The sequence below is a fragment of the uncultured Nonlabens sp. genome (assembly GCF_947495285.1).
Classification (GTDB): domain Bacteria; phylum Bacteroidota; class Bacteroidia; order Flavobacteriales; family Flavobacteriaceae; genus Nonlabens.
In genome coordinates, this window is record NZ_CANLXZ010000042.1 from 1 (window position 1) to 18827 (window position 18827).

At 33.7% G+C, this 18827-nt stretch carries 14 protein-coding genes; 4 read left to right on the forward strand and 10 right to left on the reverse strand.

Going from position 1 to position 18827, the window contains the following annotated elements:
* Positions 1 to 241: 241 nt before the first annotated feature.
* The 3 genes from yidC to Q0838_RS13245 form a co-directional block, all read right to left on the reverse strand.
* Positions 242 to 2062, reverse strand: coding sequence for a membrane protein insertase YidC (yidC, locus tag Q0838_RS13235; protein ID WP_298956076.1), 1821 nt, complete (start codon positions 2060 to 2062; stop codon positions 242 to 244).
* A 74-nt stretch (positions 2063 to 2136) separates the two neighbouring features.
* Positions 2137 to 3759: a CTP synthase gene (locus tag Q0838_RS13240; protein WP_298956079.1), complete on the reverse strand. Its 1623-nt coding sequence runs from the start codon at positions 3757 to 3759 to the stop codon at positions 2137 to 2139.
* Between the two features lie 147 nt (positions 3760 to 3906).
* Positions 3907 to 6636, reverse strand: coding sequence for a reprolysin-like metallopeptidase (locus Q0838_RS13245; protein ID WP_298956083.1), 2730 nt, complete (start codon positions 6634 to 6636; stop codon positions 3907 to 3909).
* Positions 6637 to 6798: 162 nt separating this feature from the next.
* On the opposite strand from Q0838_RS13245, the gene Q0838_RS13250 reads away from it, so the two are divergent.
* Entirely contained in the window at positions 6799 to 7314 is a 516-nt protein-coding gene (locus tag Q0838_RS13250) for a hypothetical protein (RefSeq protein WP_298956086.1), read from the forward strand.
* Here Q0838_RS13250 and Q0838_RS13255 read toward each other — a convergent pair.
* The 7 genes from Q0838_RS13255 to fahA all read right to left on the reverse strand — a co-directional run bounded on the left by Q0838_RS13255 (position 7311) and on the right by fahA (position 16052).
* Positions 7311 to 7859 (reverse strand): DUF922 domain-containing protein, encoded by a 549-nt coding sequence (locus Q0838_RS13255; protein WP_298956089.1) that lies wholly within the window; start codon positions 7857 to 7859, stop codon positions 7311 to 7313. The genes Q0838_RS13250 and Q0838_RS13255 overlap by 4 nt on opposite strands.
* Entirely contained in the window at positions 7860 to 8261 is a 402-nt protein-coding gene (locus Q0838_RS13260; protein ID WP_298956091.1) for an OsmC family protein, read from the reverse strand.
* A 2-nt stretch (positions 8262 to 8263) separates the two neighbouring features.
* Positions 8264 to 10222 carry a LysM peptidoglycan-binding domain-containing protein gene (locus Q0838_RS13265; RefSeq protein WP_298956094.1) on the reverse strand — a complete coding sequence of 653 codons (1959 nt, stop codon included), beginning with the start codon at positions 10220 to 10222 and terminating at the stop codon, positions 8264 to 8266.
* Between the two features lie 7 nt (positions 10223 to 10229).
* Complete coding sequence (gene guaA / locus Q0838_RS13270) at positions 10230 to 11762, reverse strand: glutamine-hydrolyzing GMP synthase (RefSeq protein WP_298956097.1); 1533 nt, start codon at positions 11760 to 11762, stop codon at positions 10230 to 10232.
* Between the two features lie 103 nt (positions 11763 to 11865).
* Complete coding sequence (bshC, locus tag Q0838_RS13275; protein ID WP_298956099.1) at positions 11866 to 13464, reverse strand: bacillithiol biosynthesis cysteine-adding enzyme BshC; 1599 nt, start codon at positions 13462 to 13464, stop codon at positions 11866 to 11868.
* Positions 13465 to 13577: 113 nt separating this feature from the next.
* The gene (locus Q0838_RS13280) at positions 13578 to 14762 is read right to left on the reverse strand and encodes a hypothetical protein (RefSeq protein ID WP_298956101.1); all 1185 of its coding nucleotides are present in this window, start codon (positions 14760 to 14762) and stop codon (positions 13578 to 13580) included.
* On the reverse strand, positions 14763 to 16052 hold the full coding sequence (gene fahA, locus Q0838_RS13285) for a fumarylacetoacetase (protein WP_298956103.1): 1290 nt from the start codon (positions 16050 to 16052) through the stop codon (positions 14763 to 14765).
* 98 nt (positions 16053 to 16150) lie between these two features.
* On the opposite strand from fahA, the gene glyA reads away from it, so the two are divergent.
* From glyA to Q0838_RS13300, 3 genes are all read left to right on the forward strand, one after another.
* Positions 16151 to 17422 carry a serine hydroxymethyltransferase gene (glyA, locus tag Q0838_RS13290; RefSeq protein WP_298956106.1) on the forward strand — a complete coding sequence of 424 codons (1272 nt, stop codon included), beginning with the start codon at positions 16151 to 16153 and terminating at the stop codon, positions 17420 to 17422.
* Positions 17423 to 18193: 771 nt separating this feature from the next.
* Positions 18194 to 18667, forward strand: coding sequence for a transposase (locus Q0838_RS13295; protein ID WP_298956109.1), 474 nt, complete (start codon positions 18194 to 18196; stop codon positions 18665 to 18667).
* Positions 18628 to 18827: transposase (locus tag Q0838_RS13300; protein WP_298956112.1), on the forward strand; the 200-nt coding region annotated here is incomplete at its 3' end. The genes Q0838_RS13295 and Q0838_RS13300, both read left to right, overlap by 40 nt.

The following is an 18827-nucleotide window of genomic DNA, read 5'->3' on the forward strand; positions in this document are numbered from 1 at the left end:
AACTATAAAATCAATCACAGGAAATCATCATTATCTAAAAGCTTTTTATACGGCATTTAAAAACTAAATTGGTATAATTCTATAGAATATTCCAGGGTAAAGTTATCGCCGTCTCAACTTTAAGCCAGCTAGAGGTGATATCATAAATCTAAGCCGAACGTTAATAAATCCGACAGGATTTTATAAACAAAAAAAATCCCCTATCAAAAGATGGAGGATTTTAAACTATTAAAAGAAAAAATTACTTCTTCTTATTTCTTTGTTGCTCTTCTTGTTGCGCTTGTGCTTGCTCCATGATCTCTGACATCTTACTTGCAAAACGACCTTTCTTTTTCTTAGGCTTAGCTTTTGCTTTTTCAATTTTAGCAAGAACTTTATCCTTATCAATAATTACGTGCTTTATCACTAACATAATACCGATGGTAATTAAATTAGATATAAAGTAGTACAGTGATAATCCACTTGCATAACTGTTAAAGAATACCAGCATGAACAATGGAGATAGGTACATGATAAACTTCATGTTAGGCATACCAGGTTGCTGTGCTGCTTGCATATTTTGCCCAGTGGTCATCTTCATATAGAAAAAGATGGATATAGAAGCAAGAATAGGAAATAGACTCACGTGATCACCATAGAATGGTATTTTAAAACCTTCTGGAAATTGATAAATGACATCATAACTCGATAAATCATCTGCCCAAAGGAAGCTTTTCTGTCTCAATTCAAATGCTGTAGGGAAAAACTTAAAGAGCGCAAAGAATACAGGCATTTGAAGCAACGCGGGCAAACAACCACTCAACGGGCTGGCACCTGCCTCGCTTTGAACCTTCATGGTTTCCTGCTGCTTTTTCATTGCGTTATCCTTGTACTTTTCTGCAATTCTATTTAACTCTGGACGCAGGATTTTCATCTTTGCTTGGGTTAAGTAACTCTTATATAGTACTGGAGATAATACCAGTCTTACACAAATAGTAAGCAGGATGATAGCAATACCATAAGGAATACCTAATCCATCAGAACTACTTAAGAATGTAAATAACGGTCTTATCGCCCATTCATTAATAACACCAAAAATTCCCCAACCTAAATCTACTACTTCGTCAAGATTGCGATCATATCCATCTAAGATTTCAAAATCTGTAGGACCAAAATACCAGTCCATGTTATAAGCTAGCTCACCACCAGAATAATCTAACTGCACCTTAGAAGTAAATTTCTTAGTTAGCTCATTTTGCTCGTCATCTTCACTGGTATTATTATAAGACTTTAATATACCGCTTTTAAAAGGTGTGTCTGTTAATAATATAGAAGAGAAGAAATGCTCTTTGTACGCGATGTAGGTAATATCTTCAGCATCTTCCTCAGCATTTTCTCCTTGACCTGTGTAGTCATCACTACCGCCATCATATTCAAATTTTATCTCTGTATAACGACTCTCTGTAGATATACTTTTTGAACGACGGTAGGCTTGTAATTCCCAATTTAACGCAACCTCTTGAGAAGTATCAGCCACTTGAGAAAGGCCTTGAGTACGAATATTGAAATCCATCATATAATCGCTAGGCTGCAATTCGTATCTAAATTCTATAGACGCTCCACTAGCAGGATTTGCGGTAAGACTTAATACTTTGTTCTTACCATTCATAGATTCTTGAGCCGTAAAAACCATGTCTCTAGTACGTAGTTTACGTCCATCTTTAGTCATGAACTCTAAATCGAACTTATGATCGCCTCCCTTGACAAGGTAGACTGGTAAAGAATCATAGGTTTTGAAATTTTTCAATAAAGCTTCGTCAATTAACGCACCTTTTGTATTAATCTTGAAATCAATTAATTCATTATTGAACTCAATCACTTGACCTTGAGAATTCTCTGGTGTTAGCGCGGTATTATTTAGTAATTTAACTGGCTGGCTAGAATTTGAAATAACTTCACTCGTCTGTGATGTGTTTTCTGTTTCTTGCTGGTCTTCTTGGTTTCTGAAAAGCATAAATGCAACTATCCCAAAAATTAGGGCTAATCCTAGCATACTTTTCCAGTCCGTTTTTTTCTCTTCCATACTTTTGCCCGCTGGGGCGATTAATTTACTTGGTAATTATTTGTTGTTGATCTCGCTTTCGCGAAAGCGGAATCTTAAACTTTATTCTTATTTAATTTAAAATCTGCTGCAGCTTTTACAAACGATGTAAACAAAGGATGCGGCGCTGCAACGGTACTTTTATATTCTGGATGATACTGAACTCCTATAAACCAAGGATGGTTTTCTACCTCTACAGTTTCAACTAAATTTGATTTTGGGTTAACACCTGTCGTTTTTAAACCAGCTTTTTCCAGTTGCTCTCTATATTCATTGTTATATTCATAACGATGTCTGTGACGCTCACTTATTTTTTTACTGGCATAAACATCTTTGATCTTTCCACCTACTAACTCACAATCCCAAGCTCCTAATCTCATGGTTCCACCCATGTCCATTATGTTCTTTTGATCTTCCATTAAAGATATCACAGGATTTGCTGTATTCTCATCCATTTCTACAGAGTTAGAGTCTGTAATTCCTAAAACGTTACGAGAATATTCAATTACTGCCATTTGCATTCCTAAACAAATTCCAAAAAATGGCAATTTATTCTCTCTGGCATAACGTACTGCTTCTATCTTTCCCTCTATTCCACGCTCCCCAAAACCTGGTGCTACGAGAACTCCATCTAGATGGGAAAGCTTTTTCTTAATATTATCTATTTCTAAATAACCACTATGAATAGATTCTATTTTCACTTTCACCTCATTAGCCGCGCCAGCGTGAATAAATGCTTCTAGAATAGATTTATAGGAATCTTGTAATTCTACATATTTACCTATTAAACCGATAGTTACAGTACTTTTAGGATTTTTATGTCTTTGAACAAATTCATTCCAGCTTCTTAGGTCTGGTTGATCTTTGGTATCAATTTCTAGATTTTTGATGACCACACGATCTAAACCTTCTAACAGCATCTTGTTAGGAACGTCGTAAATGGTCTCTACATCAATAGATTGAATTACTGCTTCTTGCTTTACATTACAGAAACGTGCAAGTTTAGTACGGATCTCGTCAGAGAGTTCGTGCTCTGTACGACATACTAAAATATCTGCCTGTACACCGCTTTCCATTAATGTCTTGACGCTGTGTTGGGTGGGTTTAGTTTTTAACTCACCTGCAGCACTTAAATACGGTATTAAAGTTAGGTGTATTACTAGAGAATTGCGTTCTCCTAGTTCCCACTGTAACTGTCTTACACTTTCTATGTAAGGAAGTGATTCTATATCTCCTACGGTTCCACCTATTTCAGTAATTACAACATCATAATCACCTGATTTACCTAGAATTTGAATGCGCTGTTTGATCTCATCTGTTATATGAGGTATAACTTGTACCGTTTTACCTAAAAACTCACCGCGTCTTTCTTTCTGAATAACGCTTTGATAAATTCTTCCTGTAGTAACATTATTAGCCTGAGATGTATTAACGTTGAGAAAGCGCTCGTAGTGACCTAGGTCTAAATCTGTTTCTGCACCGTCTTCAGTTACATAACACTCTCCGTGTTCATAGGGGTTAAGTGTTCCTGGATCTACATTAATATATGGATCGAGTTTTTGAATAGTTACTCTTAAACCTCTGGCCTGTAGTAATTTTGCTAATGAAGCTGCGATTATTCCCTTTCCTAAAGAAGAGGTTACTCCACCGGTAACAAATATATACTTTGCGTGTGCCATAGTTATTTTTTGAGAGTTTTAAAAAACAGCTGCAAAAATAGGTGTTTTGTATAAGAGAAACGAGAACTTTTAATCTTTAATGGAAAAGCTTAAAACAACAAAAACCAGCAATTACTTGCTGGCTTTTATTCTATAAAATATTTGAGATTATTCTACGATTATCTTTTTAGTTATAGTGCGATTTCCATCTACTATGTTAACTAAATACATACCAGCAGATACAGCACCTAAATTAATATTTTGATTGAAACTATTTGAAGTCTCATAAGATCTTTTAAACACAGATCTACCACTTAAATCAAATACAGTAACACCTACATTATTACTTGACGCGTTATCAAACAAAATATTAAGGTTACCATTACTAGGGTTAGGGTATATAGACAAGTTATCTAATTCAAAGGATTCATTACTTAATGGAGTAATGTTTTGCACACATACTTCTAATGACCAGCTGTTCAATGTACCTATATCATCACCTACATTATCAGAAACACGGAGTGTCCAGTCTCCATTTGCTGCAACTCCATTAAATACTGAAAAAGATTCAGAAGGAGCAAAATTACCTACAGTAGGCTGTCTACAAAGTATAGTCGCTCCATCATCTTCAAATGTAGCAGCAACATCATTTTGATTTGTACACTCTCTATTCCATGCAACAGCTTGATTACTACCTGAAGGGTCTATAATTGAAAAAATTAAATCTTGTATGTAAGTATGTGAAATATCAACACCTAACTTTATACTTTCTATATTATCTGCAAGGGGAACGTTTAAAGTAGACGACACACCTACCCTATTATTATCAGGAATTGCAGAATTTAAACTTCCTGACTGGTAAGTTGTGCACGTTATTTGCACATCTGCATTTATATTAAACTCTCTAGAATTCAAAGCGAAGAATATATTACCAGCGCCCTCTATCATTATTCTACAATTAGGAGATACTATTTCTTCAGGAACCGTAAGTGCGTAAGATCCTGTATTAGGCACATTTGCAGCTAGTACAGTATCAAAATTTAAACCGCCATCAGTAGAAAGAAGTATATTCACGTTTGCAGTATTGATAGTATTTGCGTCTGTACCAGCTACATCCCAAGTAATATTTTCAACTGTATTAGGCAACCAAACAATGCCTCCTACATTTTGAGATGTAACACGGAAAGGTCCAGCGTTTGCATCTACTTGTACTATCATTTCATCGCTATCCGTCTGACCACCTCGAGTATCATTATCTCTAACCGTTAAATCAAATGTTTGCACACGACTAACAGAAGATAATTTTTCCCATTGTGTAGAATTACCTCCATTAACTCGCAATTCTTCTAATCTAGGTATGTACCTTACCTTATCTGAAGTCCCTTCAAATGATCTTACCATAGGACCTGTTGCATTTGTTTCTTGAGGGAAACCAGTAACAGTACCTAAATCATTTTGTTCCCATGTATAAGTATGTGTAGAAGTACCATCTACATCAGTAGAATTACCTACTAATTTATAAGCTGTACTTCTAGGAATCACGTAATCACTATCTGCTATAGCAACAGGAGCTGAATTACCTGTTAAGGTTGTTTGAGCACAAGTACCTAAACCAGACGATATATTATTAAAAATGCTATTTAAACTACCTTGATGAAAGTATGCATCACTGTTATTTTGAATGTTTTGAGGAGGACAAATACCAGCGTATGCCATTATTGTTGATCCACTACCAGGTTCAAAAGCATTATTTTCAGATCTATTACCACCTACACAATTTGCTGCGTCACCGTTAAATGAATGTGGAGCACCCAATTGATGACCTAATTCATGAGCTACAAAATCAACATCAAAAGGATCACCTAACGGAGCAGAACTACCTGTAACACCTTGTGCCTTTCTATTAGTACAAGGAGAAGCTAATGAAGCTAAACCACCACCACCAGTAGAAAAAATATGACCTATATCATAATTTGAAAAACCTATAATAGCATCGATAGCTACTTGATTCTCTCCTAAAATATCACCTGCAGAATCATTTGAGAAATTATCCGAATCTATTGAAATAAGTGCAGAATTATTAGCTACCAAAGTCATGGTTACGCTTAAATCTCTCTCATAAATGAAGTTATTGCGAGTCATAGTAACTATGATAGCCGCTACAACAGCATTTCTTTTGGCTAGAAAAGGGTCGGTTGATAACACACCAGCTCTTTGCCAGTGAAACTCAGAATACTCTACAGTAGTAGAGATAGCTAATCTAAAATCTCTTAACAAACCATCGTTTGCATTTTTAATTTCAAAAGTATGATCTGGACCTATAAATCTTTGATTTAAATTATAGGTGTCATCCACATGACATTCCCAATGATCCCCATTATTAATCAAATCACTTTTCTTATAAACTATTACAGATGAATTATCTAACGAATAAGAATCTACAAATTGAGTACCTAATCTAGTAGAAAACATCATTCCATGAAAACCTTGAGAAGTAATAGAAAATCTAATTTGACTACCAGCGTCCTTTACACTTTGACCTACATAAGATCTAAAATCTGGATACTCAGCCTGTAACTCGGTAGCCATTATACTTGCCTCTTTAACTCTAAAGGATTCTACACCGTTAGTCGTAGGATAGTCTATAATTACCGTAGATAATTGTGAATCTACACCTCTTTGTGGCGCATTTTGTAATTGAACTTTAAGGGCTGAAAGATCAATTCTATAATAGGATGCTATTGCTGGGTCTGTTTTTCTAGACCACTGCAGTTCTGATGCGAGATTAGATTCATTAACTTCAGACCAGGTGGTCTTACTTTTTTGGGCTGTTGATGGCAATGTAACGCTTATTGTAAATAAAAGCGTCGTCAACCATAATATGTGTTTTTTTAACATGCTTTGGATATTTAAGTAACAATAATAAGTGAAAATGATCACAATTTTATAATATTCCTAGTATAACTATTAATTTTCAGCGTTTTATGGATAATAATTTTGAAAAAACATAATTAAATTCATATTATTATCTATTTTTAATGTTAATTAAAAACATATTACATGTATAAATACACGCTTCTACTTACCATGATTTTATTTATTTCATCTTGTAAATCAAATAAAGATATCACTACAAATTCTAATCAACAATCCACATGCCCTGCAAATGGAACTTGTTCTTTTGAAGTACTTAAAAATAAAGAGTTATTAATTCTAGAAGATGAGTTTAAAAACACTTATCATGAACTGAAACCTGCTGACGGTAAAGTCGTTTTAAAATTTGAATATAAGAGAACTACAAAACCTGGAATTAGTGATGATCATTATTCTGAAATAGTTTTTATAGAAATAGATGAGAATCTTAAAGATTTAAATCTAACAGATCAATTATTGAGTAATGCAAAAGTCAGTTATAATAGACTTTGTTTTTGTAGAGGAGCGACAGGAATTTACAAGGTAAAAAAAGGTAATCTTAAGATCTCTAAAGAAAATAAAAAATATAAATTGACGTTAGATTTTACTGTTAATGAAGTTCCACAAATAATTAATTCTTTTGAACAATATTTTGAACTTTAAGGAATATGAGACGCTGCACTAGTTTTAAATAGTTCTTCCTTAATTTTTATGGACCAGATTTCTTGCATGTTTTTTATTAATCCATGGTTGGTCTCAAAATCATAGGTAGACTGCAATTGTTGACGATCTTTTTCAAACTTCCTAAAAATGAAATCAATTTCCTTTTTAGGATTTTTTTGAGGAACATATTTTGAAAAAGCCGCTCTTAATTTACGGGCGTACAATTCTGAAATATCCCAATGTATTTGCTCATGGGCAAGTAATGCAGCGTTATTTTCATTGATGTTTTTTTTCCAACTTAATTGAGGATAAAAATAACTGTTAACTTGTACATCTATCTTTATATGACCATCTACCCTTTTAGAAGAAAAACTATACCCCATACCAGAGTTAACACTAGCAAAATGATGAGCACCCTTAGGCGGTACTCCTTTAAAATCCTGCCACGTTAATTGAGAATGCACTTGATAAGAAAATCGTTCTCTCGGATCATCATTAAAATTAAATGATAAAATAAGTAGGATACAAGAGAACAAAATCTTCATTTAGCTCCAGTTAAAAGTAATATTCTTAACAATATCTGGATGTAAACTATTGTGTACTGGGCAAGTATTACCGACACGCTCTAGTATCAACTGAGCTCTTTTATCACAATCGCTCTTCATATTTAATACTACATCTATTTGAGAAATACGACGTGGATTTGCAGCCATGATTTTAGTCACTTGTGCTTTACTACCAGAGAGCTCTATATCCATATCGGCTGCTTTAATTCCCATAACGGTAAGCATACAGCTAGCTAGACCAGTAGCAACTGTATCTGTAGGAGAAAAAGCCTCTCCTTTACCTTGATTATCTAAAGGTGCGTCAGTTAAAAATGAATTAGCACTTTTAATATGTGTGGATTCACATCTTAAATTACCTTTATACTCTACAATAGAAGTCATACTTATTCTTTATTAACTATATTATTTATATCTAATTCTTTGATGCTCAAGTCTTCTTGATACTGCAAGATATACATCGCATCATTATAATAACCAGAAGATGACTTTTTAGAATAATTAAATTTATTCTCTGTCATTACGGTTCTTCCATTTCTCATAACGCTTTCATAAAGATCTAAAGAGCTAGCCTGTCTTAAAATAAGATCTAGAGTAACATCAAAACCTCTCACAGCATAAGAATTAGGTGTAGTACTGTATGTGGAATAATATTTTTTTACAAATAAATTATCTTCTTGACTTTCTTTATACATACTTGGGTACACAAAGTTTAACTGCGCTAATTTTGAATTGGGTAAATCTAATTCTTCAAAATTATCCAAACCGAACATCGTTATTTTATGAGATCCAGCTTTAGCTGAGTAATTTGTAATAGCATTGGTAACAAAACCATCATCATCTACCGCTAGTATCACTACATTTTCAACATCTTCTTGGAGTTTCTCAATGTAATTTACGCTGAAGATATAGTTTTTCTCAATATCAGGAACTAACACATTTGCATTAGGTAAAATAGAAGTGAATTCATTTCTCAATTTAGGATTATTATTATCTGTCACGATAATAACGTGTTTTCCCTTAGAATACTCTACTATAAAATCCTTAAACTGTTGCTTGAGCACCTCACCACTAGGTCTTGCCTGAAATAAATTACGATACAGTTCTACTTTAGTATTAGTTAGAGGTGATATAACAGGAACACCTATGCGTTTTATCTCCTTTGCAGTTTCCACAACATTTTCAGATCCTAACGGTCCTAAAACTGCATTATAGTCAGCAAAATCAGTTCCATTTAGAATATCCTTTGTAGTCTGTAAGTTTTTTTGTGTATCAAAAACGTCATAATCTACAGGTATACCTAAAGCATTTGCACTGTCCACGGCTATTTTTACACCGCTGTAGAAATCTAGAGCTATACGCATGGTACGGTCGGACTTCAAGAGGTCACGATTTGCATTTCCATCAGTCTTGTGAATTGAAATAGGTAACATAACAGCAATGCGCTGTCTTTTAAAATTCCTTAAACTATCTATTAATCTAGCAGTGGTAATTAAATTTGATTTCATAACGACTTCTTTCCCATAATCTGGGTTAGGAATAGTTACCTTCATACCTTCTTTAAGACCATCTTTTAAGTGTGGATTTAAGGACAGTAAAGAATCTTCATTTATACCAGATAGTTTCTTTAAGGAATACATCCCCATTTTTTTAGGTATCGTATACTCCATCATTAACAATTGCTCATTCTCAGATACAGTATCAGACGGAATTAAAATAGGATCTACATCGATTATTACTCCTTTAGGCACATTTAAAATCATCCCTGGACGCAGTTCCTTAACATCAGGATTAAGTTTTATTAGATCTTTAGTCTTGATATGATGCTTTGTTGCTATACCATACATTCCCTCACTAGACTTTACTAGATACTTACCGTCTGGCAAGTTAGTAGGGTCTAATACCGGTTTTTTAGGTTCTAGATCTTGCACAGAAAGGATTACCTCTTTAAAAATAGGGATTTGTATTTTATCTCCTTTTCTTAAAGGATTAGAATACAACTGCTTGTTAGCTTCTTTAATATCCAACTCTGTGATGTTGTATTTTTTTGAAAGGCTATAAAGCGTCTCTTTGCGTCTTACTCTGTGCTTTTTATACTTTTCTATTTTTCTTTGAGTAAGTACTGTATTTTGAGCTGGTATTAAAAGGACCTGTCCATACTTTAATCCTGCTTTTAAATCAGGATTAAGCTCTAATAACTGTTCAGAAGTTACTTTATACTTTTGAGTAAGGGTATAAATAGTCTCTCCTTGCTCAACTGTGTGTTGTTTGTAATTTTGCATGAATGTTGCATTCGCTTTCGCGAAAGCGAAACACATACAAATTATTATAAATATTTTTTTCATCCTTTTTTTATTCCCATTCTATAGTTGCTGGCGGCTTAGAGCTGATGTCATAGACCACTCTATTAACGCCCTTAACTTTATTTATTATTTCATTACTAGTTGCTTGTAAAAATTCATAGGGTAAATTTACCCAGTCTGCCGTCATACCGTCAGTACTCTCTACAGCTCTTAAAGCTACACACTTTTCATAGGTACGCTCATCTCCCATTACTCCTACACTATTCACTGGCAGTAAGATAGCGCCTGCTTGCCATACTTTATCGTAAAGATCCCATTTTTTTAAATTATTAATAAAAACAGCATCTACTTCTTGAAGTATGTTTACTTTTTCTGGTGTGATATCTCCTAGAATTCTAATAGCGAGGCCTGGTCCTGGAAATGGATGTCTACCTAAAAGCTCTGTAGCCATCCCCATAGACTTACCTACTCTACGTACTTCATCCTTAAACAGTGCTTTTAACGGCTCTACTATTTTAAGTTTCATAAAGTCTGGTAATCCACCAACGTTGTGATGCGATTTTATAGTCGCACTGGGGCCACCAGTTGCGCTTACACTTTCTATAACATCTGGATAGATAGTCCCTTGTGCTAACCAGGTTACATTTTTAACTTCATGTGCCTCATCATCAAAAACTTCTATGAATACACGACCTATTGCTTTACGCTTTAATTCTGGATCACTTAATCCCTTAAGTGCATCCATGAATCGTGCCGAAGCATCTACACCTTTTACATTAAGTCCCATACCTTCATATTGCTTTAAGACTTGTGTGTATTCATCTTTACGCAATAATCCATTATTTACAAAAATACAGTACAAGTTTTTACCTATCGCTTTGTGTAATAACATCGCTGCAACAGAAGAATCTACTCCTCCAGAAAGGCCTAAAACCACACGGTCTTCTCCTATTTGTTTTTGTAGGTGATTTACCGTTTCTTCAACAAAACTATCTGGTGTCCAGTCTGGCGTGACGTTTGCTATCTTTATTAAGAAATTTTCTAATAGCTGTTTACCGTCTGTGGAGTGATATACCTCTGGATGAAACTGTATCGCATAGGTAGATTCACCTTGTATTTTATAGGCTGCATTTCTCACGTCATGAGTGCTGGCAAGTAACATACCATTTTCTGGCAATTGCTTAATTGTATCACTATGACTCATCCATACCTGGCTGCCTGCTTCTATACCTTCTAAGAATAAATCATTTTCTACAAAAGATAAATTTGCACGACCATATTCTCTCGTACTAGACGCACCTACTTCTCCTCCATGAAAATGTGCTAAATACTGTGCGCCATAACACACTCCTAGAAGAGGCTTTTTACCTCTTATTTCATTAAGATCTACATGAAAAGCATTTTCAGACCTCACGGACATAGGGCTACCAGAAAGAATGATAGCTTTATACTGATCTAAATCTGTAGGAACTTTGTTGAAAGGATGTATTTCAGAATAGATGTTTAATTCTCTTACTCTGCGCGCAATTAATTGTGTGTATTGCGATCCAAAATCTAATATTAATATCTTATCGTGTTGCATGAGCAAATTTACTTTTTTAATATCTAAAGTTTAAGGATATGACACACTTTTGTTAACGTGTTTTCAAAAGAAAAATCAGGTCGCTTATTAGCTTTCTATACTTTTACAATTCTATGACACTAAATCTATGATCTAGAGGATCTAGATTTTCTTTGATTTTTGAAATAAAAGAAGCCCCATATTCTTGATAAAAGAAGGAAAAGTTAGTTTGCCTTTCTTGTAAACTGTCATTAGGAAACAACTCTTTTTTAAGTTCTAGCGCTCTGTTTAAATGATCTTTGAGTTTTCTCTTTTGCGCTTTGAGTAATCTAGACTCTAGATGTTCTAGACCTTTAATTTGTTTATGTTCTTGAGCTTTTACAGCATTTTCAAACGACTTATCTGTTAAACTTGCTATTGTAAAAAGATCTTTAAACTGCTGTTTAAGATGATCTTTTTGAGTAGAAAAGTCTATTTCTATATCACTTATCTTTTTAGTTAACAAGGTGGTAAGTTCATGATCTTTTTTAAATAGATCCCATATTTCTAACTTTAACTTACTCACTTTTTCTAACTGTTTTGATGTAATTAACAAAGCAGAGTTGCGCATGAGCAGTATAGGAAATATTACCTGCTGTGAGTTAAAATACTGCTTTAATTCTAACCAGTATGCCATCTCACCACCGCCACCTATGTAACATATATTAGGAAGCACTATTTCTTGATAAAGTGGCCTCATTATGACATTAGGTGAAAATCGTTCTGGATGATCTTGTAATTCTTTAAGAATCTCTTCTTTTGTAAATGTAATGTTAGAACCATCTATAGAATAAGAACCATCTTTTTCTATGATACGTTTGCGATAAGAATCAGTTAAATAAAATAAATTGATTTCTCGAGGATTAACTTGTACTTTATATTCTTGTGGCCAGCTGTTTAAGGTATGACTCACCTCTTTAAAACTGGTTTGCGAGATTAATTCTTCTTTAAAATAAGGAACAGCAAGTGTTTTTAACTTACTATCATCTGCATCTAGAATTACGAGACCATCTTCTTTAAATAACTCGTGTGCTATTACTCTAGTCGCACTAGCAAGGTTAGAGTTATTTAAATAGCCTTTTTCAAAAAGCTGTATTACTTCTTGAGCATTTTCATGTTTTCCTAACAGTTTTTTAAAGACCTCTAGAACATCTTCTAGACCATCTGTAGAAAGTCTTCCTACACCACCATAAGACTCACGGTTATAAACTACTTTTTTATCTCCATAATTAAAGTACTGAATCTCTTCAAAATCATGATCTTCAGTCGCCATCCAGTATACCGGGACAAAATTACACTCTGGATATTTATGTGACAGTGTTTTACATAAATTAATAGTTGATATTATTTTATATAAAAAATATAATGGTCCTGTAAATAAATTGAGCTGGTGCCCTGTGGTTACTGTAAACGTATGTTGTTTATCCAGCAACTCAATGTTTAATTGAGTTATTTCTTTGTCTTCTATGTTCTCGTACTGTGTTATGAGTACGTCGCGCAAGACTTTTCTTCTATTCTGTAATGGGGCCCATTCCTTTTTTTTCTCACATATCTGATCTCTAAAATTGTCTAATTTTGGAAATCGATGGTATAAAGGTTTTACATGTTCTTTTTGATCGAGATAATCAGACATTAAATCTGAAAAATATCTAATAGACGTGTAAGATTGGTGTTTTGAACTCATAGATTTATAGTCTCCTCAAATATAGGAGTTGAACTGTGAAATAAATCCTAACGTTTTAAAGTAAGTAGGGTTTTTGATGTGTGTTTCGCTTTCGCGAAAGCGAAACACACCATCTAATTATAATTAAGGTTATTTAAAATCTGTTTTATTTTATACTTTAAGTCTTCACCTGTGTCGTAAATCATTTGCTCGTCTGTAGGAAAGTTCACAGATCTAGGATTTAAAGTTTCTAGATAATTTGCATCAAGAGCTCTTCTATCTCCATAAACAGAACCGTAGATATAGGTAAAAGCAAAGTTACTAGTTACAGGAAAACGATCTACTATTTGCGAGCTTCTATTATCAGTTAATTGAACGACTGCATTAATATTTGATTCCTTAAATTGTGTGTTTTGAACCACGCTAGCCTTAATGGTGACAAATTTATCTCTTTTTATATCGTTACCTAGACTGTCTTTTTTGACGTTTCCATTATCATCATATTCATAAATATAGCCATCTTGCACGAGTCTTTCTTTATGCAACTCTTTTTCAGAAACTTGTTCTGGAGACAAAACAATGCGATCTATAATTATATCAATGGTATAATCATAATCTAATTCTACTATCTCGTTGTTATGATATTGCGTCCACTGATCGTTAATACCATAGGTAGAAAAATTAAGTAATTCTTCTTCTAGCAATCGTGGTACTACAGTTTGTGACTTATTTTTAAGGTTTACTAGGATGTAATGAGTTCCTTTCTCTAGGGCTTTTTTCATTAAATCACGAGTATCTTTAAAATTAGGGTTGATTTTTTCTAAATAGATCAAATCATTGTAGACACTTCTTGCTTCTATAGTATTTGCTGTGCTCAGAGCCGTTTTTGAATTATTAAGTAAATAATCAGAAAGATCATTTTTTGATTCAATTATATTAGCATTGTAATTTTTAAATTCAAAGTTTACTATTTCATTTTCTTTTATCAAGGTTAAAGGCAACAACGGTTTTATCTTATCCTGTCGTTGGTCCATACCTACATAGGTTTCATATATAGATTCTAGTACAGCAGGATTATTATCTAACTGCCACCTTTGTAATAAAACCTGATCTTGCGCAACTGCCTTCACAAAGGCTTGCTTTAAAAGAGGTATGTAATCTTGGTTTCTTTTTGCTGTTTTACCTTCTATTAATTTATTAACTGCGATATTTATCGCTAGGTCATAGTTACCTTGATTTAAAGCTGTTTCAGTTTCTTTTAAACTACTACACGAGATGATTAAAATAGCTAACAGAAGAAAGATTATAGTTTTTTTCATTTACTTTTTCTTAGGCTCATAAATAGGTAAAAGTGTGTTGGAAACTTCTCCAAATCCGATACGCAAATCACCCTTATGGCAGTAACCTCTCATGGTAACGGTATCATAATCTTGAATAAATTTACGCTCTGTACCATCATTAAGTTGGATAGGTTTTTCACCTCTCCAGCTTAATTCTAACATAGATCCATAAGAGTCCTTAGTAGGTCCAGAGATAGTACCACTTCCCATTAAATCACCACTATTAACTGGGCATCCATTAACGGTATGATGTGCTAGTTGTTGTGATATATTCCAGTAAAGATGTTTAAAATTTGATTTACAAACTGTAGTAGGTGTTCCCTGTTGTGGTGTAATATCTACCTCTAGATTGATATCAAAACTGCTATCTTTTTTTGAATCTAAATAATCTAAAACAGGCTTCTCACGTTTAGGGCCACTAGTTCTAAAAGGCTCTAATGCATCTAACGTTACAATCCATGGAGAAATAGAACTCGCAAAGTTTTTTGCTAAAAATGGTCCTAGTGGCACATATTCCCACTTTTGAATATCTCTTGCACTCCAGTCATTAAGAATAACCATACCAAAAATATAATCCTCGGCCTCGTTCACTGGTACTGGGTGTCCTAAATTATTAGCATCTGTTGTAATAAAAGCCATTTCTAGTTCAAAATCCACTAATTTAGATGGGCCGAATACAGGCTGCTCTGCTCCTGCTGGCATAGTCTGTCCTTGTGGTCTGTGTATAGAAATATTAGAAGGAATAATAGAACTAGATCTACCGTGATAGGCTACTGGCATGTGCAACCAGTTAGGTAATAAAGCATTATCAGGATCTCTAAACATAGTACCTACATTTGTTGCATGCTCTTTACTACTATAGAAATCAGTATAATCTCCTATTAAAACAGGCAACTGCATCTCCACTTCGTCCATAGGAAAAATAATACGATCTCTATCTGATTTATTATCCCTTAATTCAGAATTTTCTTTATCAAAAATATCACCTATCCTATTGCGTACAAGACGCCATGTTTTCTTCCCGTCAGAAATAAAATCATTAAGAGTATCCTGCATAAACATATCATCAGTTAATGGAACATTATCAAAGTATCCCATCTCTTGCAGCGCACCTAAATCTATGGCATAATCGCCTATTCTAGTACCTATAGTAATAACATTATCCCTAGTCAGGAAAACACCGAATGGTATATTTTGAATAGGGAAATGAGTATCTCTATTATATCCTATCCATGAACTTCTCTTTGGGTCGTTTGTTTTATTAGGCATCTGTATCTTGATTTCTTGTTAAAAAGTTGTATCCAAATATATTATATAAGAATTGGATCATGGCATATGAAGCTTATTTTTGTAACAAAATTTTTAAAATGGCTTACAACGATAATGAAATCTTTAACTTGATTGAAGATGAGAGAATCCGTCAAACAAAAGGTATCGAATTAATTGCTAGTGAAAACTATGTAAGTGAAGATGTACTTGCTGCTGCAGGCTCTATTCTAACTAACAAATATGCCGAGGGATATCCTGGAAAAAGATATTACGGAGGCTGCGAGGTAGTAGATGAAATAGAGAACATTGCTATCGATAGAGCTAAAGAATTATTTAATGCAGAATATATAAATGTACAACCACACTCTGGTAGCCAGGCTAACACAGCTGTATATCATGCATGTTTAAATCCTGGAGATAAAATTCTAGGTTTTGATCTTTCACATGGTGGTCACCTAACACATGGATCACCAGTTAATTTTTCAGGTAAAATTTATGTAAACGCATTTTACGGTGTAGAAAAAGATACAGGGCGGCTAGACTACCATAAAATAGAAGAAATAGCGGTAAAAGAACAGCCTAAATTAATCATAGCGGGAGCCTCTGCTTATAGTAGAGAAATAGATTATAAAAAATTTAGAGAAATAGCAGATAAAGTAGGCGCTATACTTTTGGCCGACATTGCTCACCCTGCAGGTCTAATTGCCAAAGGAATTATGATGGATGCCGTTGTCCATGCTCATATATGCACCACAACTACACATAAAACCTTAAGAGGTCCTAGAGGTGGAATGATCATAATGGGTAAAGATTTTGAAAACCCATTCGGACTAAAATTAAAAAACGGAAATTTAAAGAAAATGTCCAGCCTACTTAACAGTGGTGTTTTCCCAGGTAATCAAGGTGGACCATTAGAACATATCATAGCAGCCAAAGCTGTAGCTTTTAAAGAAGCTCTTTCAGAGAATTTCTTACATTATATGGTGCAAGTAAAGAAAAATGCCGAAGTAATGGCAGCCGAGTTTATGTCCAGAGGCTATAATATTATCTCTGGTGGTACAGATAATCACATGATGCTTATCGACCTGAGAAATAAGAATATTAACGGTAAAGAAGCTGAAGCATTACTGGGTCAGATACACATTACCGTTAACAAAAACATGGTTCCTTTTGACACAGAATCTCCATTCGTAACCAGTGGTATTCGCATCGGTACAGCAGCAATAACGACTAGAGGCCTTAAAGAAGACAGCATGAAAACTATCGTTGATTTAATAGATCGCTGCCTAACCGGTAATCAAGATGACTTACCTACTCTAGAAGAAGAGGTATATACTCTCACTGAAGGATTGCCATTATTCAAAGCTTAAAGTAAAAAACATATTCTTACAGCGATTAAAAAAGGAAGAGCCTAAAATTGCATCAGATTTAAATTAAAAGCTTAAATACGTTACTAACGTACTTAAGCTTTTTTTGTGCTTATATGTAATCTAATTTTAGAAGTAAACCATAAACCGAAATAAAATATAAATACCACCTATACTTAACGTAGCAATACCGCTTTTGCGAAAGCGTAACAACCAAAAATCTTAAACAACAAAAACCAACTACTTAAGATTGAAAATAAAATATCAAAGTTCATTGAATAGTTCAATAATCTTCACAGATGAACAAATTGACAAACTCTTAATATTCCTATTCTCAGATGTAGTAATGAGTGATTTATAAAATAAATAGCATCCTAAACAAATAAAAAATGAAATGGGTTGTGCTCCGTAACATTACATTACACAGTATTAGTTTTTAAATGCCGCATAAAAAGCTTTTAGTTAATGATGATTTCCTGTGATTTATTTTATAGTTTGGGTGTCTATTTTTTTTACCATTTTCACTACTAGCGACAGTTTGTAACTGGTACTAAGCATGAGTAAGTAAAGGTATTAAAAGAAAATATAGAGGTCTTTACAGTGGCTGTAAGTTTTTTTTATGCGATCGATTTAAGTATCAGGTTTTTGATAAGCGCATAAAGAGTATAGACACCTGAGTTCGATTAATATTTAAGTAGATTTTTCTAGCAAAAAAGATAGATTTTTAGTAAATTAAAGTGTTGAATTTCAATTTATTAATCCAAAAACCTATCTATGATAATCTACTCTAAAATTACTGAAATCTTTTGTCTTGTTGATGAATTTTGTAAAGAATATGACCAAATAGTTGATAAACACCTTTTAGGTAATCCTTCAAAACGCCCTCCAGTTATGTCAAAAAGCGAGGTGATTACCATTACTATATTGTTTCAATTAAGTGGTTTTAGAACCTTTAAACATTTCTATATTTATTACGTACAAAAGCATATGCAAGATAATTTTCCAGCGACAGTTTCCTACAATAGATTTACCGAACTTATGCAGCAAAATCTAATGCCAATGACCTTGTTTTTAAAGACCTGTTGTTTGGGTGATTGTACAGGGATTTCTTTTGTAGATTCTACACCTGTTAGAGTTTGTAAACCTAAACGGATTAGAAGTAATAAAGTATTCAAAGGTATTGCTACTACTGTACTGGTAAATCTACTATGGGATGGTTTCATGGTTTTAAACTACATATCGTTATAAATGATAAAGGAGAGATACTGAACTTTACTATTACACAGGCTAATGTGGATGATAGAACTCCACTAAAAAAAAAATCTTTTTTAGATAAAATATATGGGAAATTATATGCCGATAAAGGCTATGTTGGAAAAGATTTAATGCAACTTCTTTTTACTGATGG

Bases quoted from the DNA above. Each gene is read 5' to 3' on its own strand.
- yidC (WP_298956076.1), bottom strand. From the start codon at position 2,062: ATGGAAGAGAAAAAAACGGACTGGAAAAGTATGCTAGGATTAGCCCTA.
- Q0838_RS13240 (WP_298956079.1), bottom strand. From the start codon at position 3,759: ATGGCACACGCAAAGTATATATTTGTTACCGGTGGAGTAACCTCTTCT.
- Q0838_RS13245 (WP_298956083.1), bottom strand. From the start codon at position 6,636: ATGTTAAAAAAACACATATTATGGTTGACGACGCTTTTATTTACAATA.
- Q0838_RS13250 (WP_298956086.1), top strand. From the start codon at position 6,799: ATGTATAAATACACGCTTCTACTTACCATGATTTTATTTATTTCATCT.
- Q0838_RS13255 (WP_298956089.1), bottom strand. From the start codon at position 7,859: ATGAAGATTTTGTTCTCTTGTATCCTACTTATTTTATCATTTAATTTT.
- Q0838_RS13260 (WP_298956091.1), bottom strand. From the start codon at position 8,261: ATGACTTCTATTGTAGAGTATAAAGGTAATTTAAGATGTGAATCCACA.
- Q0838_RS13265 (WP_298956094.1), bottom strand. From the start codon at position 10,222: ATGAAAAAAATATTTATAATAATTTGTATGTGTTTCGCTTTCGCGAAA.
- guaA (WP_298956097.1), bottom strand. From the start codon at position 11,762: ATGCAACACGATAAGATATTAATATTAGATTTTGGATCGCAATACACA.
- bshC (WP_298956099.1), bottom strand. From the start codon at position 13,464: ATGAGTTCAAAACACCAATCTTACACGTCTATTAGATATTTTTCAGAT.
- Q0838_RS13280 (WP_298956101.1), bottom strand. From the start codon at position 14,762: ATGAAAAAAACTATAATCTTTCTTCTGTTAGCTATTTTAATCATCTCG.
- fahA (WP_298956103.1), bottom strand. From the start codon at position 16,052: ATGCCTAATAAAACAAACGACCCAAAGAGAAGTTCATGGATAGGATAT.
- glyA (WP_298956106.1), top strand. From the start codon at position 16,151: ATGGCTTACAACGATAATGAAATCTTTAACTTGATTGAAGATGAGAGA.
- Q0838_RS13295 (WP_298956109.1), top strand. From the start codon at position 18,194: ATGATAATCTACTCTAAAATTACTGAAATCTTTTGTCTTGTTGATGAA.